This is a genomic window from Geodermatophilus africanus, assembly GCF_900107105.1.
Lineage (GTDB): Bacteria > Actinomycetota > Actinomycetes > Mycobacteriales > Geodermatophilaceae > Geodermatophilus > Geodermatophilus africanus.
On the sequence record NZ_FNOT01000003.1, the window covers coordinates 263040 to 287013 of the forward strand.

The 23974-nt window shown below is 74.1% G+C and carries 19 protein-coding genes; 7 read left to right on the forward strand and 12 right to left on the reverse strand.

Annotation, left to right across the window (positions count from 1 at the left end; translation table 11 throughout):
- Positions 1–71: 71 nt before the first annotated feature.
- Both BLW63_RS06595 and BLW63_RS06600 read left to right on the forward strand, forming a co-directional pair.
- Positions 72–1853 (forward strand): 3-hydroxyacyl-CoA dehydrogenase family protein, encoded by a 1782-nt coding sequence (locus BLW63_RS06595; protein WP_091152739.1) that lies wholly within the window; start codon positions 72–74, stop codon positions 1851–1853.
- Positions 1854–1927: 74 nt separating this feature from the next.
- Positions 1928–2164: a hypothetical protein gene (locus tag BLW63_RS06600; RefSeq protein ID WP_211517034.1), complete on the forward strand. Its 237-nt coding sequence runs from the start codon at positions 1928–1930 to the stop codon at positions 2162–2164.
- Between the two features lie 97 nt (positions 2165–2261).
- Here BLW63_RS06600 and BLW63_RS06605 read toward each other — a convergent pair whose 3' ends face one another.
- The 7 genes from BLW63_RS06605 to BLW63_RS06635 all read right to left on the reverse strand — a co-directional run bounded on the left by BLW63_RS06605 (position 2262) and on the right by BLW63_RS06635 (position 9407).
- The gene (locus tag BLW63_RS06605; RefSeq protein WP_091152744.1) at positions 2262–2873 is read right to left on the reverse strand and encodes a class F sortase; all 612 of its coding nucleotides are present in this window, start codon (positions 2871–2873) and stop codon (positions 2262–2264) included.
- Between the two features lie 10 nt (positions 2874–2883).
- Complete coding sequence (locus BLW63_RS06610; RefSeq protein ID WP_244522407.1) at positions 2884–3723, reverse strand: DUF4397 domain-containing protein; 840 nt, start codon at positions 3721–3723, stop codon at positions 2884–2886.
- A gap of 86 nt (positions 3724–3809) precedes the next feature.
- The gene (locus BLW63_RS06615; protein ID WP_091152748.1) at positions 3810–4682 is read right to left on the reverse strand and encodes a hypothetical protein; all 873 of its coding nucleotides are present in this window, start codon (positions 4680–4682) and stop codon (positions 3810–3812) included.
- Positions 4683–4886: 204 nt separating this feature from the next.
- Positions 4887–6149 (reverse strand): coiled-coil domain-containing protein, encoded by a 1263-nt coding sequence (locus BLW63_RS06620; RefSeq protein WP_091152750.1) that lies wholly within the window; start codon positions 6147–6149, stop codon positions 4887–4889.
- Positions 6150–6374: 225 nt separating this feature from the next.
- The gene (gene ccrA, locus BLW63_RS06625; protein ID WP_091152752.1) at positions 6375–7706 is read right to left on the reverse strand and encodes a crotonyl-CoA carboxylase/reductase; all 1332 of its coding nucleotides are present in this window, start codon (positions 7704–7706) and stop codon (positions 6375–6377) included.
- A gap of 139 nt (positions 7707–7845) precedes the next feature.
- Positions 7846–8301 (reverse strand): methylmalonyl-CoA epimerase, encoded by a 456-nt coding sequence (gene mce / locus BLW63_RS06630; protein ID WP_091152755.1) that lies wholly within the window; start codon positions 8299–8301, stop codon positions 7846–7848.
- A 251-nt stretch (positions 8302–8552) separates the two neighbouring features.
- Positions 8553–9407: an alpha/beta fold hydrolase gene (locus BLW63_RS06635; RefSeq protein WP_091152757.1), complete on the reverse strand. Its 855-nt coding sequence runs from the start codon at positions 9405–9407 to the stop codon at positions 8553–8555.
- A gap of 199 nt (positions 9408–9606) precedes the next feature.
- Between BLW63_RS06635 and BLW63_RS06640 the strand changes: the two genes are divergently transcribed.
- The 3 genes from BLW63_RS06640 to BLW63_RS06650 are packed head-to-tail and all read left to right on the forward strand — an operon-like array spanning position 9607 to position 13350.
- Positions 9607–10797 carry an acetyl-CoA C-acetyltransferase gene (locus tag BLW63_RS06640; RefSeq protein WP_091152759.1) on the forward strand — a complete coding sequence of 397 codons (1191 nt, stop codon included), beginning with the start codon at positions 9607–9609 and terminating at the stop codon, positions 10795–10797.
- A 32-nt stretch (positions 10798–10829) separates the two neighbouring features.
- On the forward strand, positions 10830–11840 hold the full coding sequence (gene meaB, locus BLW63_RS06645) for a methylmalonyl Co-A mutase-associated GTPase MeaB (RefSeq protein WP_244522408.1): 1011 nt from the start codon (positions 10830–10832) through the stop codon (positions 11838–11840).
- A gap of 40 nt (positions 11841–11880) precedes the next feature.
- Complete coding sequence (locus BLW63_RS06650) at positions 11881–13350, forward strand: phytoene desaturase family protein (RefSeq protein ID WP_091152761.1); 1470 nt, start codon at positions 11881–11883, stop codon at positions 13348–13350.
- Positions 13351–13416: 66 nt separating this feature from the next.
- Here BLW63_RS06650 and BLW63_RS06655 read toward each other — a convergent pair whose 3' ends face one another.
- Positions 13417–14307, reverse strand: coding sequence for a PDDEXK family nuclease (locus BLW63_RS06655; protein ID WP_091153184.1), 891 nt, complete (start codon positions 14305–14307; stop codon positions 13417–13419).
- Between the two features lie 151 nt (positions 14308–14458).
- On the opposite strand from BLW63_RS06655, the gene BLW63_RS06660 reads away from it, so the two are divergent.
- Entirely contained in the window at positions 14459–14983 is a 525-nt protein-coding gene (locus tag BLW63_RS06660; RefSeq protein WP_091152763.1) for a MarR family winged helix-turn-helix transcriptional regulator, read from the forward strand.
- A gap of 55 nt (positions 14984–15038) precedes the next feature.
- Entirely contained in the window at positions 15039–16019 is a 981-nt protein-coding gene (locus tag BLW63_RS06665; RefSeq protein WP_091153186.1) for a tetratricopeptide repeat protein, read from the forward strand.
- Between the two features lie 186 nt (positions 16020–16205).
- Here the strand turns inward: BLW63_RS06665 and BLW63_RS06670 are convergent, their stop codons facing one another.
- From BLW63_RS06670 to treS, 4 genes are all read right to left on the reverse strand, one after another.
- On the reverse strand, positions 16206–17588 hold the full coding sequence (locus BLW63_RS06670; RefSeq protein ID WP_244522409.1) for a neutral zinc metallopeptidase: 1383 nt from the start codon (positions 17586–17588) through the stop codon (positions 16206–16208).
- 248 nt (positions 17589–17836) lie between these two features.
- Positions 17837–20668 carry a 1,4-alpha-glucan branching protein GlgB gene (gene glgB / locus BLW63_RS06675; RefSeq protein ID WP_091152765.1) on the reverse strand — a complete coding sequence of 944 codons (2832 nt, stop codon included), beginning with the start codon at positions 20666–20668 and terminating at the stop codon, positions 17837–17839.
- Positions 20669–20765: 97 nt separating this feature from the next.
- The gene (locus BLW63_RS06680; RefSeq protein WP_091152767.1) at positions 20766–22139 is read right to left on the reverse strand and encodes a maltokinase N-terminal cap-like domain-containing protein; all 1374 of its coding nucleotides are present in this window, start codon (positions 22137–22139) and stop codon (positions 20766–20768) included.
- Positions 22136–23959: a maltose alpha-D-glucosyltransferase gene (treS, locus tag BLW63_RS06685; RefSeq protein WP_091152769.1), complete on the reverse strand. Its 1824-nt coding sequence runs from the start codon at positions 23957–23959 to the stop codon at positions 22136–22138. The genes BLW63_RS06680 and treS overlap by 4 nt, the downstream gene beginning before the upstream one ends.
- Between the last annotated feature and the right edge of the window lie 15 nt (positions 23960–23974).

Below are 23974 nucleotides of genomic sequence, written 5' to 3' on the forward strand. Positions count from 1 at the left end.
TGCGAGACTGCCCGCGATTCCGGACGCCGGTCCCGAGGCGCGGGGCCGGGCACCCTCGAGGGGATGGCAGCGTGGCCAGAGAACTGACCGAGGTCGGCGTGGTGGGGCTGGGCACCATGGGTGCCGGCATCGCCGAGGTGCTCGCGCGGGCGGGCCTGTCGGTGGCCGCCGTGGACGTCGACGCGGCGGCCGTGGCCCGTGGCCGGGGGCACGTGGAGCAGTCCACCGGCCGTGCGGTGAGCCGCGGCAAGCTCGACGCCGCCGAGCGCGACGCGATCCTCGGCCGGATCCGCTTCGGCACCTCGCTGGAGGACCTCGCCCAGGCCGAGCTCGTCGTCGAGGCCGTGCCCGAGCGGCTGGAGCTCAAGCGCGAGATCTTCGCCGCGCTGGACAAGATCTGCCCGCCGGACACCATCCTGGCCACCAACACCTCGAGTCTGTCGGTCACCGAGATCTCGGTGTCGACCGGCCGGCCGGGCAAGGTCATCGGGATGCACTTCTTCAACCCGGCGCCGGTCATGAAGCTGGTCGAGGTCGTGCGCACGGTGGTGACCGAACAGCCGGTGGTCGAGGACGTCGAGGCGCTGGCCGCGCGACTCGGCAAGGTCGACGTCACCATCGGCGACAAGGCCGGCTTCATCGCCAACGCCCTGCTGTTCGGCTACCTCAACCACGCGGTCGCCATGTACGAGAACCGCTACGCCAGCCGCGAGGACATCGACGCGGCCATGCGGCTGGGCTGCGGCCTGCCGATGGGCCCGCTGGCGCTCATGGACCTCATCGGCATCGACACCGCCTACGAGATCCTCGAGACGATGTACCGGCAGTCCCGCGACCGGCTGCACGCGCCCAACCCGATCATCAAGCAGATGACGACCGCGGGCCTGCTGGGCCGGAAGTCCGGCCGCGGCTTCTACTCCTACGCCGGCCGGGACTCCGCCGAGGTGGTGCCCGACGCGCACACCCCGGCCGAGGGCGGGGCCGCCGAGGGCGCCCGTGCGGTGTCCACGGTCGGCGTCGTCGGCTCCGGGACGATGGCCACCGGCATCATCGAGGTCGTCGCCAGGGGCGGCTACGACGTCCGCTTCGTCGCCCGCTCGCCGGAGAAGGTCGAGGCGGTGCACCGCGAGCTGGAAAGATCGCTGGAGAAGCAGGTGCAGCGCGGCCGGCTCGACGAGGCCACGCGGGACGGGGCGCTCGCCCGAGTCAGCGGGACGACGGCCCTCGACGAGCTCGCCGACCGGGACCTGGTCATCGAGGCCGTCGTCGAGTCGCTGCCGGTCAAGGAGGCGTTGTTCGCCAACCTCGGCGAGATCGCCAGGCCCGGCGCGGTGCTGGCCACCACGACCTCCAGCCTGCCGGTCATCGAGTGCGCCCGGGCCAGCGGCCGGCCGGAGGACGTCGTCGGCATGCACTTCTTCAACCCGGCCCAGGTCATGAAGCTGGTGGAGGTCGTCTCGACCATCTCCACCGCGCCCGACGTGGCGGCGACGGCGCACGCCGTGTCCCAGCGGCTCGGCAAGCACGCGGTCTCGTGCACCGACCGGGCCGGCTTCATCGTCAACGCGCTGCTGTTCCCGTACCTCAACGACGCGGTGAAGATGCTCGAGGCGCACTACGCGACCGCCGACGACATCGACGCCGCCATGAAGGTCGGCTGCGGCTACCCGATGGGCCCCTTCGAGCTGCTCGACGTCGTCGGCCTCGACGTCTCCCTCGCCATCGAGCGGGAGCTCTACACCGAGTTCCGGGAGCCCGGCTTCGCACCCGCCCCGCTGCTCGAGCACCTGGTCACCGCCGGGTACCTGGGCCGCAAGACCGGCCGCGGGTTCCGGGACCACGCGCGCCGCTGACGCGGGTGCCCCGCCGCAGCGGTCGGAGGGGGGCGCGGCCTGCGGGCCGCGCCCCCGCCCGCCGTCCCGAGACGGTGGAGGAGGCGGCGGACGGCGACTGGGTGGTGCGCCGGGTCACCGGCGCCGCGAGCGGCAAGACCTACCGCTGCCCTGGCTGCGACCAGGAGATCCGTCCCGGGACTCCGCACCTGGTCACCTGGCCGGCCTACCCGCGCGACTCCGACCTCGACCCCTGGGACACCGACTCGGCCGCCGACCGGCGTCGCCACTGGCACGCCACCTGCTGGTCCGCGCGGGTGCACCGCCGATGAAGAAGAGGACCCGTCCTCCTCACCACTCGCAGGAGAAGGACCCCGTCCTCCCCACCCTTCGCAAGCTCAGGGTGGGACCCGGGACGGGGCCGTGGCATCAGGTCAGGCGGGCGAAGACGACGACGTTGTCCTCGTAGCTGCCGCGCGAGCGGTCGAAGTCGCCGCCGCAGGTGACCAGGCGCAGCTCCGCCCGCGGGGTGGGCCCGTAGACCGCCTCGGTCGGGAAGTCGTCCTTCGGGTAGCGCCCGACGCCGGTGACCGTGAAGCGCGCCGTCGTCCCGTCCTCCCGGTCGACGACCACCTCGTCGCCGGGGTCCAGTTCGCGCAGCCGGGCGAAGACCGCCGGCCCGTCGACCGAGTCGACGTGCCCGGCGACCACCGCGGGGCCCACGTCGCCCGGGACGGCGCCGCCGGGGAACCAGCCGGCCCGGTCGGGGTCGTCCGGGGGGACCAGGACGCCGGCGGGGTCGGTGCCCAGCCGCAACAGCTCGCTGTCCACCCCGATGGCCGGCACCCGCACGCGCACCGGCGCCGCCGCCGTCCGTTCCGTGACCCGCTCGGCGGAGACGGGAGCGGGGGAGACCGCGGCGGCCGGCCCCGGCGCAGCTGGGGAGACCAGCGCAACCACGCCGGCGGTCACCGCGAGGCCGGCGAGCAGCCCCTGGACCAGCGGTAGCACCGGCCGCCGTGGCGCGCGGTGTCGGCTCACCGGCCCGGCCTCAGCGCCGTGCCGGACCGCGCAGCGACCGCCGGGCCAGCAGCAGGCCGGTCAGGACGGTGAGGCCGACGGCGCCGCCGATCGCGCCGGGCGCCGGCTCCGCGGGAGCGGTGCCCCCCGCGCCGGTCTCCACGCCGCCGGTGGGGACGACGCCGGAGCCGGCGGCGTCCAGGACGGTGCGCACGGTCAGCCCGCCCTCGGGCCGGTCCAGCACGAACAGGCTGTACACCGAGCCCGGGGCCAGGTCGAGGGGCAGCTCGGTCGGCTCGCCGCCCACCGTCACCCGCAGCCCGCCGGCACCCGCCGGCACGGTCGTGTGGTCGCCGGCCTCCGCGAAGGCCAGGCCGGTGGCCAGCTCGGTGCCGCTCGCGGCGGCGTCCAACGTCGGCGCGGTGGCCGCGGCCGCGACGACGCGGACCCGCGCCTGGCCCGCCGGCGGGCGGGTGAGGTCGTCCTCGATCACCGCCAGGCCCAGGTCGGCGAAGCGGCCCACGCCGGCGACGGTGCGGGCGCTGTCGGCGCCGACCTGGACGGTGGTGGAGAGCACCGGAGGGGTGGCCGGGTCGGCGCCGGCCTGCCGCATGCTCACCGTGTAGACGCCCTCGGGCACGTCCTGGTAGTCCGAGATGGTCCCGTAGCCGACGCCGGGCACGGTCAGCAGCGCCGTCCCGTCGCCGGGGTCGGAGACGGAGTCGACGTAGACGTCCACGGCCGGGGTGTCGGGGGAGAGGTGGGCCAGGCGCAGCAGGCCGTTCTCGGCGGCACCGGCCCCGGGAGGGGCGACGAGCACCGTCCCGGCGGTCACGGCGGTGACGGCCAGCACGCGGGTCCAGCGGGCCACGGTTCCTCCAGCGGGTTCGGGAGCGGACCGTTCCGGCGGCCGCGACTCCATTCGCGCACCCTTCGCGACTCCTGTCCAACCGAGAGTCACGGGGAGACCTCGGCCACCAGGTCGTCGGGGTCGGAGGCGTAGCGGTAGGACAGCAGGACGCCGTCCCCGGTGACCTCGACGGGGTCGGGCGCGAAGGGTGGCCGCTGCGCCGCCAGCCAGGTCGTCAGGGACGCCGTGGCGGGCTCCCCGGTCCCGACGGGGGCGCCGCCCACCGCCGTGAGCAGCACGCTGCGGGCCGGGCCGTCGGTGCCGTCGGGCCGCGGGAAGGCGGCCACGTCGACACCCTCGCGGGCGGTCAGGACGGCGACCAGGGACAGCAGCCGCGCGTCGACATCGGCCGACCGCAGCACCGCGGCGGCGGGGTCGGAGGCGTGCGTCGTCGGGTTGGCCAGCACCGCCTCGGCCAGCGCCCGCCGCCGGTCGAGCTGTTCGGGCGTCGGCGTGCCGGGTGCGGGATCGACGACGGCGAGGTGGTCGAAGCGAGCGACGACGCGGCTGCCCGGTCGCGGCTCGCCCCGGGTGACGGTGAGGACGACGTCGCCGGGACCGGTCGGCTCCTCGGTCGTCACCAGCCCGTCGGGGGCGCCGGCCGCGAGCAGGTCGCCGCGCACGTCGTCCTCGAGGCGCAGCCGCGCACCGTCGGGCAGCGCGCGGTCGGCCCAGTCGAGCAGTGCCGCGCCAGGACCCGAGGGCGCCGCGGACGGCGAGGAGTCCGTTCCCGGAGGAGGAGCGGTCGGGACGGCGGTCGGCCGGTCCGCCCGGTCCGCGCCGAGGACCAGGGCGGCCACGGCGGCGCCGAGCACGGCGAGCAGCGCGATCCCGACCACCACCAGACCGGTGCGGCCGTGCAGGAGGGCGCCGAGCAGCCCGCCGGGACGAGCCCGGTGCCGGGCACGGCGGGTAGGCACCGCGCCTCCTCCCCGGCGTCCGTCGACGGGGCCAGCCGCGGGACGCCGGGGGCCATCCTCCAGGGTCCCGCCACGGCCCCGTCCAGAGGCTCGCCGCGGCCCCGTCCCGGGTCCCGCCCCGAGCTCGCGAGGGGTGGGGAGGACGGGGTCCTTCCACGGTGAGGAGGACGGGGTCCTTCCGCGGTGGGGGGAGGATCGCCCCGCTCAGCGCCGGCCGGCCGCGGTCTGGCTGCCGGTGTCGGCGTCCTCGGGCCGGACGGCCGGCTGCACCAGGGTCGGCGGGTCGACCCGCGGCGGTGCCCCGGCGGGCGTGCTGCCGGTGGGGACGGGACGCAGCTGCTGGGTCGTCTGCGGGTCGGGCGGGGCCTGCTGGGCGGAGGCGTCGGTCGCGGGCGTGACGGCCGGCTGTGTCGGCGGGGCCGGAGGCCGGGTGGGCTGCCGGGCCGCGGCGGCCTCGCCGTTGCCCGCCGGCGGCTCGACCGGCCGCTGCGCCGGCTGGGGCGCGGTGGTGGGGCGCACCGCCGGCTGCTGGGCGGTGACCGGCCCGACCGGCGGCTGCTGCCGCTGCTCCTCGCGGGCCGGCTCGGGCTGGGCCTGCGCCGTCCGCGGGGTCGGCTGCGGGCGGGGCGGCGCCGGCGGCCGGGTGCCGGCCCGCGGCTCGGGGCGCCGGTCGCCGAGGTCGGGCAGCCGCTCGAGCAGCGTGCGGGCCTCGAGCAGCCGGCCGGTGAGCTCGTCGCGCACCGCGCGGGTCGCGGCCGCGGCGGCGTCGGCCTCGCTGACGAGCCGGGCGGCGTGCTCCTCGGCCGCGGCGACCCGCTGGTGGGCGGCCTCGGCGGAGCTGCGGTCGCGTTCCTCGTCCAGCCGCGCGGCCTCCTGGCGACGCGCCCGCTGGGCGATGTCGAAGTCCTCCTCGACCTTGGCCCGCCGGGCTTGCGACTCGGCGTCGAGCCGGGCCACCTTCTCCTGGGCCTTGGCCACCAGCTCGTCGGCGCGGATCTGCGCCTTGCTGGCGATCTGCTCGGCGTTCTGCCGGGCCTCGGCGATCATCCGGTCGACCTCGGCCTGGCCGGCGGCGTGCCGCTCGTGCATCGCCCGTTCCTCGGCGGCGGTGTGCTCCCGCAGCGACTGGGCCTCCTGCTCTGCCGAGCGCCGGATCTCCTCGGCCTCCTCCTCGGCCAGCCGCAGCATGTGCTGGATGCGCTCGCTGACGTTCTCGAACGTGGCCGGTCCGGAGGACGCGGCCTTGCGCCGCAGCTGGTCGATCTCCCCGTGCAGCGCCGAGAGCTGACCGGCCAGGTCGGCCGAGCGGCTCATCGCCGCGTCGCGGTCGGCCATCGCCACCTGGATGTCGGCCTCGAGGCGCTCGATCGTCTCGGCCACCTGGTGCCGGTCGTAGCCCCGGAGCACCACGTCGAACGAGTGCTGGGCCTCGCGCATCGGCAGCATGTCGCGGCGGGGATCGGTCATGCGGTCATCCTCGCAGAGTCGGGGGGCGGGCCTGGCGTGTCGCCGGGGCCCTCCCTGCAGGGTGCCAGCACCGCACGCGGCCGCGCCACGTGCCGGCACCCTGAGCCGAGCGGGACGGCCCCGTTCCGGGTCCCGCCGGCTCCCTGCAGGGTCCCGCCGCGAGCTTGCGAGTGCCGGGTAGCAGGGGGTCCTCTCACGAGGCGTGGGGAGGAGGGTGGTCCCTATTCAGACGCCCCGGAAGCGGTTGATCGCGGTGAGGTGCTTCTCGCGCTTCTCGGCGTCCTTGACGCCGAGGCCCTCGGTGGGGGCGAGGGTGAGCACGCCGACCTTGCCCTGGTGGCAGTTGTTCTTCACGTCGCAGACGGCCTGCCCGACCTGGTCCATCGGGTAGACCTTCGACAGCGTCGGGTGGACGAGGCCGCGGTCGATGAGCCGGTTGGCCTCCCAGGCCTCCTTGTAGTTGGCGAAGTGGGAGCCGACGATCCGCTTGAGGTTCATCCACAGGTAGCGGTTGTCGTACTGGTGGAGGAAGCCGCTGGTGGAGGCGCAGGTGACGATCGTGCCGCCCTTCTTGGCGACGTAGACGCTCGCGCCGAAGGTCTCCCGGCCGGGGTGCTCGAAGACGATGTCAACGTCGTCGCCGCCGGTGAGCTCGCGGATGCGCTTGCCGAACCGCTGCCACTCCCGGGGGTCCTGGGTGTCCTCGTCGCGCCAGAACCGGTAGCCCTCGGCGGAGCGGTCGATGACCAGCTCGGCGCCCATCCTGCGGACGATCGCGGCCTTCTCCGGACTCGAGACCACGCAGACCGGGATGGCGCCGCCGTTGAGCGCCATCTGGGTGGCGTAGGAGCCCAAGCCCCCTGAGGCGCCCCAGATCAGCACGACGTCGCCCTGCTTCATGCCCGCGCCGTTGCGGCTGACCAGTTGCCGGTAGGCGGTGGAGTTGACCAGCCCGGGAGCGGCGGCCTCCTCCCAGGTCAGGTGCGCGGGCTTGGGCAGCAGTTGGTTGCTCTTGACCAGCGCCAGCTCGGCCAGGCCGCCGAAGTTGGTCTCGAACCCCCAGATCCGCTGCTGCGGGTCCATCATCGTGTCGTCGTGGCCGGCCGGGTCCTCCAGCTCCACCGACAGGCAGTGCGCGACCACCTCGTCACCGGGCTTCCACCGGTTCACGCCCGGGCCCACCCGCAGCACGACCCCGGCGAGGTCGGAGCCGACCACGTGGTAGGGCAGGTCGTGCCGGCGGGCCAGGTCGTGCAGCCGGCCGTAGCGCTCGAGGAACCCGAAGGTCGACACCGGCTCGAAGATCGACGTCCACACGGTGTTGTAGTTGACGCTCGAGGCCATCACCGCCACGACCGCCTCGCCCGGGCCCAGCTCCGGGGTGGCCACCTCCTCGACGTGCAGCGACTTGCGCGGGTCCTTCTCGTTGGCGCTCAGGCCGGCGAACATGTCCTGTTCGTCCTTGCGGACCAGCACGGCGCGGTAGGACTCCGGCACCGGCAGCCCAGCGATGTCAGTGAGCTGGTCGGCGAGGATGGCGTCCCTGATCTCGAACACGTGAGTCTCCCGGGTCTTCGTGGGCTCGTGAGGCGGTGCAGTGGCGCGATATGTTACTGGTGAGTAGTCAAAGCAGATCCATGGCCCCGCCCGGAGGCTCGCCCCGAGCTCGCGAGGGGTGAGGGGGCGGGGTCCTTCTTCAGTGCGCGGTCGAGGCCGGCTCGACGAGCTCGACGAGGACGCCGCCGGCATCCTTCGGGTGGACGAAGTTGATGCGGCTGTCCGAGGTCCCGCGCCGGGGGGTGTCGTACAGCAGTCGCAGCCCGCGCTCGCGCAGCGTCGCGCTGACCGCCTCGACGTCGGCCACCCGGAAGGCCAGCTGCTGCAGGCCCGGGCCGGAGCGGCCGATGAACGTGGCGATCGTCGACTCGGGGGTCAGCGGCGCGAGCAGCTGGATGCGGGTGTCGCCGTCGCCGACGGCGAGCATCGCCTCGCGGACGCCCTGCTCCTCGTTGACCTCCTCGTGCACGGAGTGCACGCCGAAGGCCTGGGCGTAGAAGGCCAGCGCCTCGTCCAGGTCCGGGACGGCGACGCCCACGTGGTCGATGGCGGTGAAGAGCTCGGCCGGCAGGCCGGTGCGTGGGTCGGTGGTCACGGCGGCATCCTCGCGCAAGACGTCTCAGACGACAGGTGCGGGTGCCACACAGTCGCGTGGGTCCGCCGCACACACCGGTGCGGCGGGCCCACGCGTCGGTCAGCAGGCCTGGTCGCAGGCAGGAGGACCCCGTCCTCCTCACCGCTCGCAGGCTCGCGGCGAGCCTCTGGACGGGGCCGGTCGGGCTCGCGGCGAGCCTCTGGACGAGGCCTGGCGCGAGCTCGCGAGGGGTGGGGCGGTCAGGTCCTCCTTCAGCGCGCCAGGAAGGAGATCAGCGCCTCGTTGAACTGCTCCGGGTGTGAGGTGTTGACGCCGTGCGGGCCGCCCTCGATGACGACCAGTTCGCTGCCCAGGATCAGCTCGTGCGACCGCTTGCCGCTGACCTCGAACGGCACGATCGCGTCGGAGTCGCCGTGGACGACCAGCGTCGGCACGGTCACCTTGGCCACGTCGCCGCGGAAGTCGGTGCGGCCGAACGCGGTGATGCAGTCGAGCGTGCCCTTCGGCGAGGCGAACTCGGCGATGCGCAGCGCGTACTGCCGCTGCTGCTCGCTGACCTCTCCGGACTTCCGGCCCAGCAGCCCCTTGCCGCCGGCGTTGAAGAACTGGGCCGTGAAGCCGTCGAGGAAGGCGGGCCGGTCGGTGAGCACGCCCTGCCGGAACTGCTCGATGGTGGCGTCGTCCAGCCCGCCGTCCGGGTTGTCGTCGGACCTGTAGAGATACGGCGGGACGGCGGCGGCCAGCACCGCGCGGCTGACCCGCGAGACGCCGTGGGTGGCGATGTAGCGGACGACCTCCCCACCACCCATGGAGAACCCGACGAGCGCGACGTCGCGCAGGTCCAGGTGCTCGAGCAGAGCGTGCAGGTCGGCGGTGAAGGTGTCGTAGTCGTAGCCGTCCCAGGGCTGCGAGGAGTCGCCGAAGCCGCGGCGGTCGTAGGTCACCACCCGGTGGCCGGCGGCGACCAACGGCCCGACCTGCGCCTCCCAGGAGCGGCTGGACAGCGGCCACCCGTGGATGAGCACGACCGGGCGGCCGGCGCCGGCGTCGTCGTAGTGGATCTCGACCGGCCGGCCGTTGTCGGTGCCGACGTTCAGGCGAGGCATCGGAGCCTCCTCCGTCTCGATGACGTGGTCCTGGGCCCTACCCGATCGTGCACGATCGAACGCGTTGAGAACTGCGTCACGCTCGTGTCCGTGTCGCTCGGGGCGGCCTATCCTCGGCGGGATCGACGCCGTGTCCCCGTCGCGGCGGTAACGACCACGTGAGTCGCCGGCGTCGGCGACCCGGCCCTGGAGGCGGCACATGTCCCGTTCGGTCATCGTCAGCGGCGCCCGTACCCCGATGGGGCGGCTGCTCGGCTCGCTCAAGGACTTCTCCGGCGCCGACCTCGGTGGCGTGGCGATCAAGGCCGCGCTCGAGCGGGCGGGCATCTCCGGCGACCAGGTCGAGTACGTGATCATGGGTCAGGTGCTGCAGGCGGGCGCCGGTCAGAACCCGGCCCGTCCCGCGGCCGTGGCCGCCGGCATCCCGATGACGGTGCCGGCGATCACCGTGAACAAGGTGTGCCTCTCCGGCCTGAGCGCCATCGCGCTGGCCGACCAGCTCATCCGCGCCGGCGAGTTCGACGTCGTCGTCGCCGGCGGACAGGAGTCGATGACCCAGGCGCCGCACCTGCTGCCGAACTCCCGCACCGGCACCAAGTACGGCGACACCACGCTGGTCGACGCGATGGCCCACGACGGGCTGTCGGACACCTTCGACCAGGTCGCCATGGGCGCGCTGACCGAGCAGGCGAACAGCCGGTACGACCTGACCCGCGAGGAGCAGGACGCGTTCGCCGCCGAGAGCCACCAGAAGGCCGCCCGCGCCGGCAAGAACGGCGTCTTCGACGAGGCCATCACCCCGGTGCTCATCCCGCAGCGCAAGGGCGACCCGATCGAGTTCCGCGACGACGAGGGTGTCCGAGTCGACACCACGGTGGAGACCCTGTCGCGGCTGAAGCCGGCCTTCGCCAAGGACGGCACGATCACCGCCGGCACCGCGTCGCAGATCTCCGACGGCGCCTGCGCGGTCGTCGTCATGAGCGCGGAGAAGGCCGCCGAGCTGGGCATCACCCCGATCGCCGAGATCGGTGCCCACGGCGTCGTCGCCGGCCCGGACGCGACACTGCAGAGCCAGCCGTCGCGCGCCGTCCAGCGGGCCTGCGAGCGCGAGGGCATCGACCCGGCGGACCTCGACCTCGTCGAATTCAACGAGGCCTTCGCGGCCGTCGCCCTCGTCTCGACCAAGGAGCTCGGGATCGACCCCGAGAAGGTCAACCCCAACGGCGGCGCGATCGCCCTCGGCCACCCGATCGGCATGAGCGGCGCCCGCATCGTGCTGGACGTGGCGCTGGAGCTGCGCCGCCGCGGCGGCGGGGTGGGTGCCGCCGCGCTGTGCGGCGGCGGCGGGCAGGGCGACGCGCTGATCCTGCACGTGCCCGCGAAGGCGTGACCCCGGAGGGCCCTGCGATCCCCGCTGACGCGGTGGACACTGCGGTCCGGGCACCCGGCCCCGTCTCCCCCCAGGGGAGGCGGGGCCGTCGCGCGGTCGACGTCCCGGACCTGGTCGCCCGCGCCCGGGACGGCGAGGCCCGCGCGGTGGCGCGGCTGATCTCGCTGGTCGAGGACGCCAGCCCAGCGCTGCGCGAGGTCGCCGCGGCGCTCGCCCCGCACACCGGGCACGCCAGGGTGATCGGCCTGACCGGCGCGCCCGGCGTCGGCAAGTCCACGACGACGACCGCGCTGGTGCGCGCCTACCGCACGCGCGGCCTGCGGGTCGGCGTCCTCGCGGTCGACCCGTCGTCCCCCTTCTCCGGCGGCGCACTGCTCGGCGACCGGGTGCGCATGCAGGACCACGCCGGGGACGACGGCGTCTACATCCGGTCCATGGCCTCCCGCGGCCACCTCGGCGGGCTGGCCTGGGCCACGCCGCAGGCGCTGCGGGTCCTCGACGCCGCCGGGTGTGACGTCGTGCTCGTGGAGACCGTCGGCGTCGGGCAGTCGGAGCTGGAGGTCGCCTCGCTCGCCGACACCACGCTGGTGCTGCTCGCGCCGGGCATGGGCGACGGCATCCAGGCCGCCAAGGCGGGGATCCTGGAGGTCGCCGACGTCCTGGTGGTCAACAAGGCCGACCGGGACGGCGCGGACCAGGCCGTGCGCGACCTGCGCTACACGCTCTCCCTCGGCGGCCGGCACGACCTCACCGGTGCGTGGCGCCCGCCGATCCGCCGCACCGTGGCCGCCACCGGCACCGGCATCGACGCGCTCGTCGACACGATCGCCGGGCACCGCGAGTGGCTGGCGTCCTCGGGGGAGGGGCACCGCCGCCGGGCGGTCCGCGCGGCGCGGGAGATCGAGGCGATCGCGGTGGCCGCGCTGCGCGCGCGGATGGGCGACGTGCGCGGCTCGGCGGCGCTGGACGCCCTCGCCGAGCAGGTGGTGGCGGGGGAGAGCGACCCGTTCCGCGCCGCCGACACGCTGCTCGGGCAGTTGTGAGCCGCTGAGGGCACGATGACGGGGTGAACGGGCTGTGGCAGTGAACGGCAAGCCGGACGCCGTCGTCGTCGGGAGCGGGCCCAACGGGCTCGCCGCCGCCCTCCGCCTGGCCGCTGCCGGGCTGCGGGTCCAGGTCGTCGAGGCGGCCGACCGTCCGGGCGGCGGCATGCGCACCGAGGAGCTGATGCGGCCGGGCTACCGGCACGACGTCTGCTCGATCGTGCAGCCGATGGCCGCCGCGGCGCCGTTCTTCCGCGAGTTCGACCTGGCCAGCCGGGGCGTCCGCCTGGTGCAGCCGGAGGTCAACTACGCGCACCCGCTCGACGGCGGGCGCGCCTCGGTCGCCTACCACTCGCTGGCGGAGACCGCGGCCGGGCTCGGCGTCGACGGGCCGGCGTACCGCCGGCTGTTCGAGCCGCTGGTCGAGCACGGCCGGGACGTGGTCGACTTCTTCCTCACCAGCCGGCTGCGGCGGCTGCCCACCCGCAGCGTGCCGCAGATCGTGCACTTCGGGCTCAACGGGCTGCCCAACGTGCGCTGGCTGGCCCACCGGTACTTCGAGACCGAGGAGGCCCGCGCGCTGCTCGGCGGGGCGGCCGCGCACGGGATGCTGGACCTGAGCCGGCCGCTGACCTCGGCGCTCGGGATGCTGCTGACGATGCTCGGCCACCACGTCGGCTGGCCGCTGGTCGAGGGCGGGTCGCAGAACCTGGCCGACGCGATGGTCACCGCACTGGAGCAGCAGGGCGGCGAGGTGCAGACCGGGCACCTGGTCACCGACCTGCGCGAGTTCGACGGCGTGCCGGCGGTGCTGCTCGACACCACGCCCGACGCCTTCGTGGCGATGGCCGGCGCCCGGGTGCACGAGGGCTACCGCCGCTGGGTGCGCCGCTACAAGCACGGGGCGGGGGTGTTCAAGGTCGACTGGATCCTCTCCGACCCGGTGCCCTGGACCAACCCCGACGTCCGGCGGGCCGGGACCATCCACGTCGCCGGCGACCTCGAGGAGACCATCGCCGGCGAGCGGGCGCCCAACCGCGGCGAGCGCACCGACCGCCCGTACGTGCTCGCCGTCCAGCCGACCGTGCCCGACCCGACGCGGGCGCCGGCCGGGGGCCACGTGTTCTGGGCCTACGTGCACGTCCCGCACGGGTCGGACCTCGACCTGACCGACGCCATCGAGGACCAGATCGAGCGGTTCGCGCCGGGCTTCAAGGACACGATCGTGGAGCGGGTCACCAAGAACGCCGTCCAGATGGAGGCGTGGAACCCGACCTACCTCGGCGGGGACATCTCCAACGGCCAGGCGTCGCTGTGGCAGATGCTGGCCCGGCCGGTGCCGCGCTGGAACACCTACAAGACCCCGGTGCCCGGCGTCTACCTCGCCTCGTCGGCGACCCCGCCCGGACCGGCCGTGCACGGCGCCTGCGGCGACAACGCCGCGCAGGTGGCGCTGCGCGAGGTGTTCGGGGTGCGACACCTGCCCCCGCTGCGCCCCGCCCCCCGGTAGCCGCCCGGCTCGTCGAGTGCGTCGAGATGCGGCCGGTGGCTGCCACCGGGATCGTCGGAACAGCCCTCAGGCGGATCTCGGCGCGGCCAGTGCAGTAGCGACGCGGGCCAGCAGTCGTGCCGGCCGGCGCAGGTCCGCCGCGGTCACGAACACGACCCGCCAACCCGCCGCGGTCAGCCGGTTGAGCCGGGCCCGGTCCCGGACGACGTTCTGCGGCTCGCCGTGCCAGGCGCCCTCGTACTCGAGCGCGAGGCGGTGCTCGGGCCAGGCGAAGTCGACCCGCGCGACGAAGCGGCCCTCGCCGTCGCGGACGGTGTGCTGGGCGACCGGCGCGGGGAGGGTCGAGGCGAGCAGGACCAACCGCAGGCGCGTCTCCTGCGGTGACTCAGCGAGACCGTCGGCGCGCGCCGCGGCCTCGCGGGCCCGACGGCAGCCCCGGCCGGTCGCCGCCGCGGCTGCGCTGCGGACGTCGGCGAGGCGAACCAGGCCGATCCGCAGCAGGGCGTCGAGGAGGACGACGGCGTCCACGGTCGGCAGGGTCCGGGTCAGGTCCAGCGCCGTGCGCAGCGGGGTGGTCACCGGCAGGCCGACGGTGCGGGTCACGTCGTCGTCCGGCAGTGCCCGCCTGCTCACACGGACGCCGGGCACGGCGCCGCCACGGCACGACGGCGGGACGGTGACCTCGACGTCGTCCTCCGCAGCTCGCGCGTCGACGCCCCAGACCGCGGCGGCACTCCGTCCGCTGACCACCGCGCCGGGCAGCAGCAGACGTGTGACGGCCAGGGCCCGGACGGTGTGGGTGACCTCGAGACCGCGGCAGGCGTAGACGTCGGGGTACAGCCGCCGCCAGGCCGAGCTCCTCAGCTGCGCCCGCGTGAGCAGCCCCTCACGGACGGCGGCGGTGCCGCAGAAGACGCGACCGTGCAGCGGGGCGGGCGAGGTGGGGCGGCGGGGCACCCGGGGACCCTGCCGCACCGGCCCGGGGTCGCGGGTCGGCTGTCCACAGGTCGGTGCCGAGATGCGGCTGAGCGCGGCCTCCCGGGTGCGGGACACAGCCGCGGGGCGCATCTCGGCGACTCGGGGAGGCGCACCCGTAGCCTCTGGGGCCATGGTCCGTCCGCTGGGGTTGCCGTTCGATCCCATCGCGCGCGCCGGGGAGTCCTGGGAACAGCGCTTCGGCCCCGCCGCGGCGATGCGGGCCGCCACCTCGGTCTTCCGGGTGCAGCAGATCCTGCTGGCCCGTTTCGACGAGGCACTGCGGCCGCACGCGCTGACCTTCGCCCGCTACGAGGTGCTGGTGCTGCTCACCTTCAGCCGCACCGGCGAGCTGCCGCTGAAGGTGATCGGCAGCAGGCTGATGGTGCACCCGACCAGCGTCACCAACGCCATCGACCGGCTGGTCGCCGCCGGGTACGTCGACCGGCGTCCCAACCCCGCCGACGGGCGCGGCGTCCTCGCGGCGATCACCGACCACGGCCGCGCCGTCGTCGAGGAGGCGACCGCCGCGCTGACCGCGCTGGACTTCGGGCTCGGCGACGTCCCCGACGACGAGCTGGACACGCTGTTCGCCATCCTCGAGCGGGTGCGGCGAGGCGCTGGCGACGTGGCGGACGACGCGACCCCGGCCGACTGAGGGCTCGCTCCGGCACCCCCGACACGGCGTCGGCGGCGGTGGGATGATCGAGGTCATGCAGCCCACCCGTCCCGGACGCCCCGACCCGCGCGCGCAGGCCCAGCAGGCACAACTGGCCGCGTCCCTCGCCGGCGCGGTCGACCTCGCCGCCGTCAAGGCCCGCTCCGAGGCCGCGGCGCGGGCCCAGGCGGCACCGCCCTCCAGCGCGGCCGGCCCGGCCGGTGCCCCGGGAGCCGCGGTCGTCGACGTCACCGAGGAGACCTTCCAGGCCGAGGTGCTCGACCGCTCCTTCCAGGTGCCGGTCGTGCTCGACCTGTGGGCCGAGTGGTGCGGGCCGTGCAAGCAGCTCTCCCCGGTCCTCGAGCGCCTGGCCGCCGAGGGCGGCGGCTCCTGGGTGCTGGCCAAGGTGGACGTGGACGCCAACCCCGCACTGGCGCAGGGCCTGCGGGTCCAGGGCATCCCCGCGGTCAAGGCGGTCTGGCAGGGCCAGCTGGTCGCCGAGTTCACCGGTGCCATCCCGGAGGAGCAGGCACGGCAGTTCGTCACCGAGCTGGTGCGCGCCACCACCGGTGATGCGATCCCGGGCTCCGGAGACGGCGACGGCGACGGCGCGGCCGCCGAGGCCGAGGACCCCCGCCTGGACGTCGCCGAGGCCGCCCTCGAGCGCGGTGACCTGACCGCGGCCGAGGCGGCCTACCAGGCGATCCTCGACGCCGAGCCCGACCACCCGGTCGCCGGGCTGGCACTGCGCCAGGTGCAGCTGTTCCGCCGCGCCGACGAGGCCGGCCCCGACGCGCTCGCGGCGGCCGACGCCGCGCCGGACGACGTCGCCGCGCAGACCCGGGCCGCCGACTTCCTGCTCGGCACCGGCGACGTGGAGGGTGCGTTCGACCGGCTGCTGGACGTCGTCCGCCGCACCGCCGGGGACGACCGCGACCAGGCCCGCCGGCACCTGGTGGAGCTCTTCGGCGTGGTCGGCGACCAGGACCCGCGGGTCGCCGCGGCCCGCCGACAGCTCACCCTCGCGCTGTATTGAGGACCCCGTCCGCCTCACCCCTCGATGAAGGACCCCGTCCCTCGCAGGCTCGGCAGCAGGACCCTCCTGCCCCCCCGCCACTCGCAGGCTCGCGGCGGGACCCTGCAGGAGGGCCTCCGGACGGGGCCTCGGGACGGGGCCTCGGGACCCGGGACGGGGCCGCCGCGGGGGCAGGAGGGTCCTTCCTCAGACGCCGACGTCGCAGGCGGCGGGACCCTGGAAGAAGCCGTTGCGGAACAGGTCCACCAGCTGGAAGCCGGTGAGCGCGACCTCGGGCACGACCGCGGGGTCGGTGCCGTACTCGAGCAGGAACTGCACGCTCTCGTCCACGTCGCCGGGTGAGATCTCCACACCGCCGAGTGGGGTCTCCGTGAAGACCGCGGAGAACCAGCCGGTGAGGCAGATCGACGAGCGGACCGCAGCCTCGTCGCCGGTGGAGAGTCCCAGCTGCTCCCGGGCGGACTGGGCATAGGGCAGGGCGGCGGCGGTGATGACCGCGTAGTCGCCGATCTCGTAGGCCGGGCCGGCGAGGTCGCGCTGGTCGTATCCGACCAGGTCCTCGTCCGGGCAGAAGACCAGTTCGAGGTCGTCGCCCGCGCAGTCGGGCGCGGTGCCGGTGAACGGCTCCAGGGTCGGCGGGGTGAAGGTCTCCCCGAAGGTCCGGTCGAACGCGAGACCCCAGAACTCGGGCAGGGCGGCGGCGGCGTACTCCTGGGCCGACTGGAACGGTGCGTTCCCGCCGGTGGCGGCTTCGGACTGCGACGTGAAGGCGCTCTGCGTGTAGGGCCGCTGGGCGGAGAAGTTGTCCCGGCAGGCGGTGGGGCCGGCGTCGAAGCCCTCCTGGAAGGCCGAGATGCGGTCGAAGTAGGAGCCGTGCGCGGCCTCGGTGGTGATGCCCACCGGGTCGCGCAGCAGCAGGTACCCGCGCAGCACCTCGTCGAGCTCGGGCGCGCGGATCTGCGAGTGCTCGGCCTGCCCGTCGGCGACCCACGCCGTCCATGCGCCGGCGAAGCAGTCGGCCTGGGTCTCCACCGAGATGGAGTAGTCCGGGTAGCCGACCCGGCCCTGCACCGCGTGGCCGAACTCGTGCGCCATCACCAGGGCGGGGATGAACCGGCCGTACTGCTCGGCGAGCTCCTGCAGGAAGGCGCGGTCGTAGCTGATCGAGTCTGAGTTGGGCGCGTCGGTGGCCTGGCAGTAGAAGGCGTTGCCCTCGACGTCCCGCGGGTCGGAGCCGCAGCCGATGCCCTGGGGGTAGGCGCCCGGGTCGACGTCGTTCGGGTCGACGCTGAAGTACCCGCCCTGGAGCGGCGGGAAGTCCTGGCCGAAGGCGTCGGGGAACTGCTGCGCCCAGTAGGTCTCGAGGTCGGCCAGGGCGTTGCGCGCGAGGGCGTCGATCGGGCCGTCGCCGGCGCCGACGACCTGCAGCTCGGCGGAGGGGATGTCGGAGGCCGGGGCCCGGCCGGGACTGGGCAGGCCGACCACGGAGATCGAACAGCCGGACACCAGCAGCAGCGCGGCCGTGGTGAGCAGCGCCACGGCCGCGCGTCGCAGGGTGGAGGCAGGCATGTCCCTCGGATCGTCCCATCGCGGCGGCGCCGTCGCCCCCTGGAGCTGCAGCGACGGGCGCCGGTGCGGCCCTCGTGACGTGCTCAAACGGCCCACGTCCAGGGGCCCGCAGGCCCCGTCCGGCGGCCCTCCTGCAGGGTCCCGCCGCGAGCCTGCGAGTGGCGGGGGGCAGGAGGGCCCTTCTGCCGAGCCTGCGAGGGGTGAGCGGGACGGGGTCCTTCGTCGGGCGGCGGGAGGACGGGGGTCTTTCAGTCGTGCACGAACCAGACGGTGCCCAGTGGCGGGGCGGCGAGGGTCGCGGAGTACGGCTGCCCGTGCCACGGATGCTCGACGGCCTCGACGCCGCCCATGTTGCCGACCCCCGAGCCGCCGTAGCCCTCGGCGTCGGTGTTGAGCACCTCGCGCCACCTGCCCGGCCGCGGCAGGCCGATGCGGTACCCGTGGTGCGGGCTGCCGGAGAAGTTCGCGACGCAGGCCAGCGCCGGCGTCTCCGTGCCTCCGGCACCCGCCCCGTAGCGCAGGAAGGACAACACGTTGCCCGAGGCGTCGTTCGCGTCGATCCACTGGAAGCCGGCCGGGTCGACGTCCTGGGACCACAGCGCGGCGGTCTCCTTGTAGCGGGCGTTGAGGTCGGTCACCAGCTGGAGGACGCCGCGGTGCGCGGGGTCGTCGAGGTGCCACCAGTCCAGCGACCGGCTCTCGGCCCACTCGGCGTCCTGGCCGAACTCCGAGCCCATGAACAGCAGCTGCTTGCCGGGGTGGGCCCACATGTACGCCAGGTAGGCGCGCAGGTTCGCCAGCTGCTGCCACCGGTCGCCGGGCATCTTCCGCAGCAGCGAGCCCTTGCCGTACACGACCTCGTCGTGGCTGATCGGCAGCACGTAGTTCTCGGAGTAGGCGTAGATCATCGAGAACGTCAGCTGGCCGTGGTGGTAGCTGCGGTGCACCGGCTCCTTGGACATGTACGTCAGCGAGTCGTGCATCCAGCCCATGTTCCACTTGAAGCCGAAGCCCAGGCCGCCGAGGTGCGTGGGGCGGGTGACGCCGGGCCAGGCCGTCGACTCCTCGGCGATGGTGACCACGCCGGGGACCTCCCGGTACACGGTGGCGTTCATCTCCTGCAGGAACGCCATCGCCTCCAGGTTCTCCCGCCCGCCGTGCACGTTGGGCACCCACTCGTCGCGCGAGTAGTCCAGGTAGAGCATCGAGGCGACCGCGTCGACGCGGATGCCGTCGACGTGGAACTCCTTGCACCAGTAGAGCGCGTTGGCGACGAGGAAGTTGCGGACCTCGGAGCGGCCGAAGTCGAAGACGTAGGTCCCCCAGTCCAACTGCTCGCCCCGGAGCGGGTCGCCGTGCTCGTACAGCGGGGTGCCGTCGAAGCGGGCCAGCGCCCAGTCGTCCTTGGGGAAGTGCGCCGGGACCCAGTCGACGATGACGCCGATGCCGGCCTGGTGGGCCCGGTCGACGAGGTAGCGCAGGTCGTCGGGGCTGCCGAAGCGGGAGGTCGGCGCGTAGTACGAGGTGACCTGGTAGCCCCACGAGCCGCCGAACGGGTGCTCGGCCAGCGGCATGAACTCGATGTGGGTGAAGCCGTGCTCGACGACGTAGTCGACCAGCTCGTCGGCCAGCTGCCGGTACGACAGGCCCTGCCGCCACGAGCCCGCGTGCACCTCGTAGACGCTCATCGGCCGCTCGTGCCAGCCGCCGCGGGCCCGCTCGGCCAGCCACTCGTCGTCGGCCCACTCGTGGTGGGACTCGGTGACGACCGAGGCGTTGAGCGGCGGGACCTCGGTCTCGAAGGCCAGCGGGTCGGACTTGTGCCGCCACACGCCGTCGCGGCCGAGCACCTGGTAGCGGTAGCGGGAGCCCACCGGGACGCCGGGGATGAAGACCTCCCAGACGCCGGAGGAGCCCAGCGACCGCATCGGGTAGGCGCGCGCCTCCCAGTAGTCGAAGTCGCCGGTCACCCGCACGCCCTGGGCGTTGGGCGCCCAGACGGCGAAGGAGACGCCCTCGACCTGCCCGCGCGGGGAGTCGAAGCGCCGCACGTGCGAGCCGAGCACCTCCCACAGCCGCTCGTGCCGGCCCTCGCGGATGAGGTGCTGGTCGAGCTCGCCGACGGTGGGCAGCCAGCGGTAGGGGTCGTCGACGACGAAGGTGTTGGTGCCGCCCTCGCCGTCCCCGTAGGCCACCTCGACCCGGTAGTCCCCGGGCTGCGTGGGCAGGTGGGCCTCGAAGACGCCACCGGGGTGCAGCTGACGGGTGTCGTGGCGGGAGCCGTCCTCGTCGACGACGGTCACCGAGACCGCGTCGGGCCGCAGCGTGCGGACCACCCAGCCGTCGCGGGCGGGGTGCGCGCCGAGCACGCTGTGCGGGGCGTAGGACCACCCGTCGACGACGGCGCGCAGCTGCTCCTCGCCGATCTCGGCGGGCGCCTCCTGCTGGGCCAGCCCCTCCTCGGCGGGCTCCTGCCCCTCGGGCACGGTAGCCGCCGCGACCTCCGAGCCGGGACCGGCCGCGGCGTCCTCCGCGGGTGCGGTCTCGGCGGGCGCCGGCTCCGCGGGCGTGGCCTCGGCCGGGGACGTGCCGGGGTCCTCGTCCGGCGCCTGCGGGGTGCTCGGCTCCGCCGGGTCGGGGCTCGGCGGCTCGGGCTGCCCGGCCGGGGCGCCGGTCGGGCTGCCCGGCTCGGCGATCGGGGCCGGGGCCACCACGGGCGCGGCGGTGCCGCCCTGCTCGGCGACGACGTCGCCCTGGTCGGCCCTCTTGCGCGGGGCGCGCTTGGTCGCCTTCTCCGCCGGCGCCGCAGCGTCGGCGGTCGTCTTCCGGGCCGTCGTCCGCTTGGCCGCCGTGCCGGTGGCCGCCTTCTTGGCGGGAGCCGCCTTCTTGGCGGCGGGTGCCTTCTTCGCCGCGGCCCGCTTGCGGGCCGGGGCGGCGTTGACGATCGGCCCCTCCTCGGCCGCCTCGGCTGCAGCGGTCCGCTCCTCGACGACGGCCTGCAGCTCCTCCCGGGTCGCGGGTGGGCGCCCGCCGGTCGGGGGTGAGTCGGTGGTGCGCTCGGTCTCGTCCGGGGATGTCATCGCTCGCCGTCCTCTTCGGTGCTGGTGTCGGTGGTCCGGCCCCTCTGCAGGGTCCCCCCGCGAGCCTGCGAGCGGTGGGGGGCAGAGGGGTCCTTCGTCAGTCCGCGGCGGTGAGCCGGGACAGCGACTGCAGCGGGATCATCAGCCAGTGCGGGCGGTTGCGCGCCTCGTAGACGCACTCGTAGACGGCCTTGTCGGCCTCGAGTGCCCGCAGCAGCGGGCTGTCGCCGCAGGCGTCCATCCCGCTCGCGGCCGCGTAGCCCGCGCAGAAGGCGCTCCGGTTGCGCTCTGCCCACTCCTGGGCGCGGTACGCGCGTTGCTGATCACCCGGCTGCTCGACGAGCATGTGCCGGGCGGCGTAGTCGAAGCTGCGCAGCATGCCGGCGACGTCGCGCATGGGGCTGTCCAGCTCTCGCCGCGAGGCCAGCGCGCGAGCGGGTTCGCCCTCGAAGTCGAGCACGATCCAGCCGGTGGCGGTGCGCAGCACCTGGCCCAGGTGCAGGTCGCCGTGGACCCGCTGGCGGACGACGGGCTCGGCGCTGTCGGCCACCGCCGCGTAGACCGCGCGCAGCCCGTCGGCGTGCTCGGCCAGTTGCGGCACCACCTCGATGGCGGCGTCGAGCCGCTCGTTCATCTGCCGGGCGACCGCGCCGAACCAGGCCGGGTCGGCGTCCTCGGTCGGCAGCACCTGTGCCATGTCGGCGTGCACCGAGGCGGTCGCCGCACCGAGCCGCTCGCTGTCGGCGGCGAAGTCCCCGCCCACCTCGTCGGCGTGCAGGTCGCCCTCGGCGTAGAGGTCGCGGACGCTCGCCGTCGCCAGCCGCCAGCCGTCGCTGGCGTTGGGCACGAACGCCTGCAGCATGAACACCGTGGCCGGCGGGGTGTCGGCGTCCCGGTCGTGGTCGATCTCGGCGTGGCCGAGCAGGGGCGCGATGTGCGGGTTGTCGGTCCGGCGCAGGGCGCTGTGGACCTCGACGTCGGGGTTGAGGCCGGGCTCGAGCCTGCGGAACAGCTTGAGGATGGCCTCCTGCCCGTAGACCAGCGAGGTGTTGCTCTGCTCGGTGGAGATGATGTCGCCGGGGAGCCCGACCGGGATCTCGGCGCCCTCGCCCGGCACGAACCGCATCGGGCCGATCGACGCCGCCTCGGCGAGGTGGGTGAGCCAGGTGGCGGTCGCCTCGCGGTCGCGCATCGCGTCGTAGGCGTAGTTCTCGCCGTTCTCGTACGGGACGGTGCCGACGAGCGCCGAGCTCAGTTCCTCGGCCGGGTGGTCCCGCCACGACAGCGGCACCAGGTAGGTCTCGGTGGCGCCGTCGCTGTAGGTCACCGTCACCCGGTGGATCGACAGCACGGGGTGGGAGCGGTCGAGGAAGAAGCTCTCCTCCGCGACGCCGGCCCACTCCCGTCCCTTGCCGCCGAACCAGCGTTGCGACGGCATCCACTCCCGGAGCAGTCCGGTCAGGGCGTTCACCGGGGACCTCCCGTGCCGGCCGTGGGCGGTTCGTCCCCGCTGCCGACGAGACCCGCGGCGAGCAGGGCGTCGGCGACCGAGGTGTCGTCGGTCTCGGCCGGTTCCTCCACCGGCTCGGCCGGCTTGGCCAGCTCGAACCAGTAGAAGCCGTGGCCGGACAGGGTGAGCATGTAGGGCAGGACGCCGATCTGCGGGAACTCCACCCGGCCGGTCAGCTCGATGGGCGTGTAGCCCTCGAAGCGGCGCAGGTCCAGCTCCACCGGTTGCGGGAACCGGGAGAGGTTGTTGACGCAGAGCACCACGTCGTCGCCGAACTCGCGGACGAAGGACAGCACCGTCGGGTTGCGCGAGCCGATCTCGGCGAAGGTGCCCCGACCGAAGGTGGGGTGCTGCTTGCGCACGTGGATCATCTGCCGCAGCCAGTGCAGCATCGAGTTGGTGTTGCGCAGCTGCGACTCGACGTTGGTGACCTGGTAGCCGTAGACCGGGTCCTGGTTCAGCGGCAGGTTCATCCGCTGCGGGTCGGCGGTGGAGAAGCCGCCGTTGCGGTCCGGCGTCCACTGCATCGGGGTGCGGACGCCGTCGCGGTCACCGAGCCAGATGTTGTCGCCCATGGCGATCTCGTCGCCGTAGTAGAGGACCGGCGAGCCGGGCAGCGAGAGCAGCAGCGCGTTGAACAGCTCGAGGGTGTCCATGTCGTTGTCCAGCAGCGGCGCCAACCGGCGGCGGATGCCGATGTTGGCCTTCATGCGGGGGTCCTTGGCGTACTCCGCCCACATGTAGTCGCGCTCCTCGTCGGTGACCATCTCGAGGGTCAGCTCGTCGTGGTTGCGCAGGAAGATGCCCCACTGGCAGTTGTCCGGGATGGCCGGCGTCTGGGCCATGATCTCCGAGATGGGGAACCGCTGCTCCCGTCGGACGGCCATGAACAGGCGCGGCATCACCGGGAAGTGGAAGGCCATCTGGCACTCGTCGCCGTCCTCGCCGAAGTACTCGACGACGTCGGCCGGCCACTGGTTGGCCTCGCACAGCAGCACCCGGTCGGGGTAGTCGGCCTCGACGACCTTGCGGACCTGCTTGAGGATCTCGTGGGTCCCCGGCAGGTTCTCGCAGTTGGTGCCCTCCTCCTCGATCAGGTAGGGCACGGCATCCAGCCGGAAACCGTCGATGCCCAGGTCCAGCCAGAACCGCAGGGCGTCCAGGATCGCCTCGATCACCCGCGGGTTCTCGAAGTTGAGGTCGGGCTGGTGGGAGAAGAACCGGTGCCAGAAGTACTGCTTGCGCACCGGGTCGAAGGTCCAGTTCGAGCTCTCGGTGTCGACGAAGATGATCCGCGCGTCGGCGTAGCGGGTGTCGTCGTCGCTCCACACGTAGAAGTCGCCGTAGGGGCCCCCGGGGTCGCTGCGGCTGGCCTGGAACCAGGGGTGCTGGTCCGAGGTGTGGTTCATGACGAAGTCGATGATCACGCGGATGCCGCGGGCGTGGGCGGCGGCGAGGAACTCGGTGAAGTCCTCGATGTCGCCGAACTCGGGCAGCACCGCGGTGTAGTCGCTGACGTCGTAGCCGCCGTCCCGCAGTGGGGAGGCGAAGAACGGCGGCAGCCACAGGCAGTCGACGCCGAGCCACTGCAGGTAGTCCAGCTTGTCGATCATGCCGCGCAGGTCGCCGACGCCGTCGGCGTTGCTGTCGGCGAAGCCGCGGACCAGCACCTCGTAGAAGAGTGCGCGCTTGTACCACTCGGGGTCGGTGCCGGGTGCCGGCAGCGCCGACGGCGCCGTCTCGGGACGGCCGGCGGAGAGGTCGGAGTCGGGAACGGTCATCGCAGGAAGTCGCCC

Bases quoted from the DNA above. Each gene is read 5' to 3' on its own strand.
- BLW63_RS06620 (WP_091152750.1), bottom strand. From the start codon at position 6,149: ATGACCGATCCCCGCCGCGACATGCTGCCGATGCGCGAGGCCCAGCAC.
- BLW63_RS06635 (WP_091152757.1), bottom strand. From the start codon at position 9,407: ATGCCTCGCCTGAACGTCGGCACCGACAACGGCCGGCCGGTCGAGATC.
- BLW63_RS06640 (WP_091152759.1), top strand. From the start codon at position 9,607: ATGTCCCGTTCGGTCATCGTCAGCGGCGCCCGTACCCCGATGGGGCGG.
- BLW63_RS06660 (WP_091152763.1), top strand. From the start codon at position 14,459: ATGGTCCGTCCGCTGGGGTTGCCGTTCGATCCCATCGCGCGCGCCGGG.
- BLW63_RS06665 (WP_091153186.1), top strand. From the start codon at position 15,039: ATGCAGCCCACCCGTCCCGGACGCCCCGACCCGCGCGCGCAGGCCCAG.
- BLW63_RS06670 (WP_244522409.1), bottom strand. From the start codon at position 17,588: ATGCCTGCCTCCACCCTGCGACGCGCGGCCGTGGCGCTGCTCACCACG.
- glgB (WP_091152765.1), bottom strand. From the start codon at position 20,668: ATGACATCCCCGGACGAGACCGAGCGCACCACCGACTCACCCCCGACC.
- treS (WP_091152769.1), bottom strand. From the start codon at position 23,959: ATGACCGTTCCCGACTCCGACCTCTCCGCCGGCCGTCCCGAGACGGCG.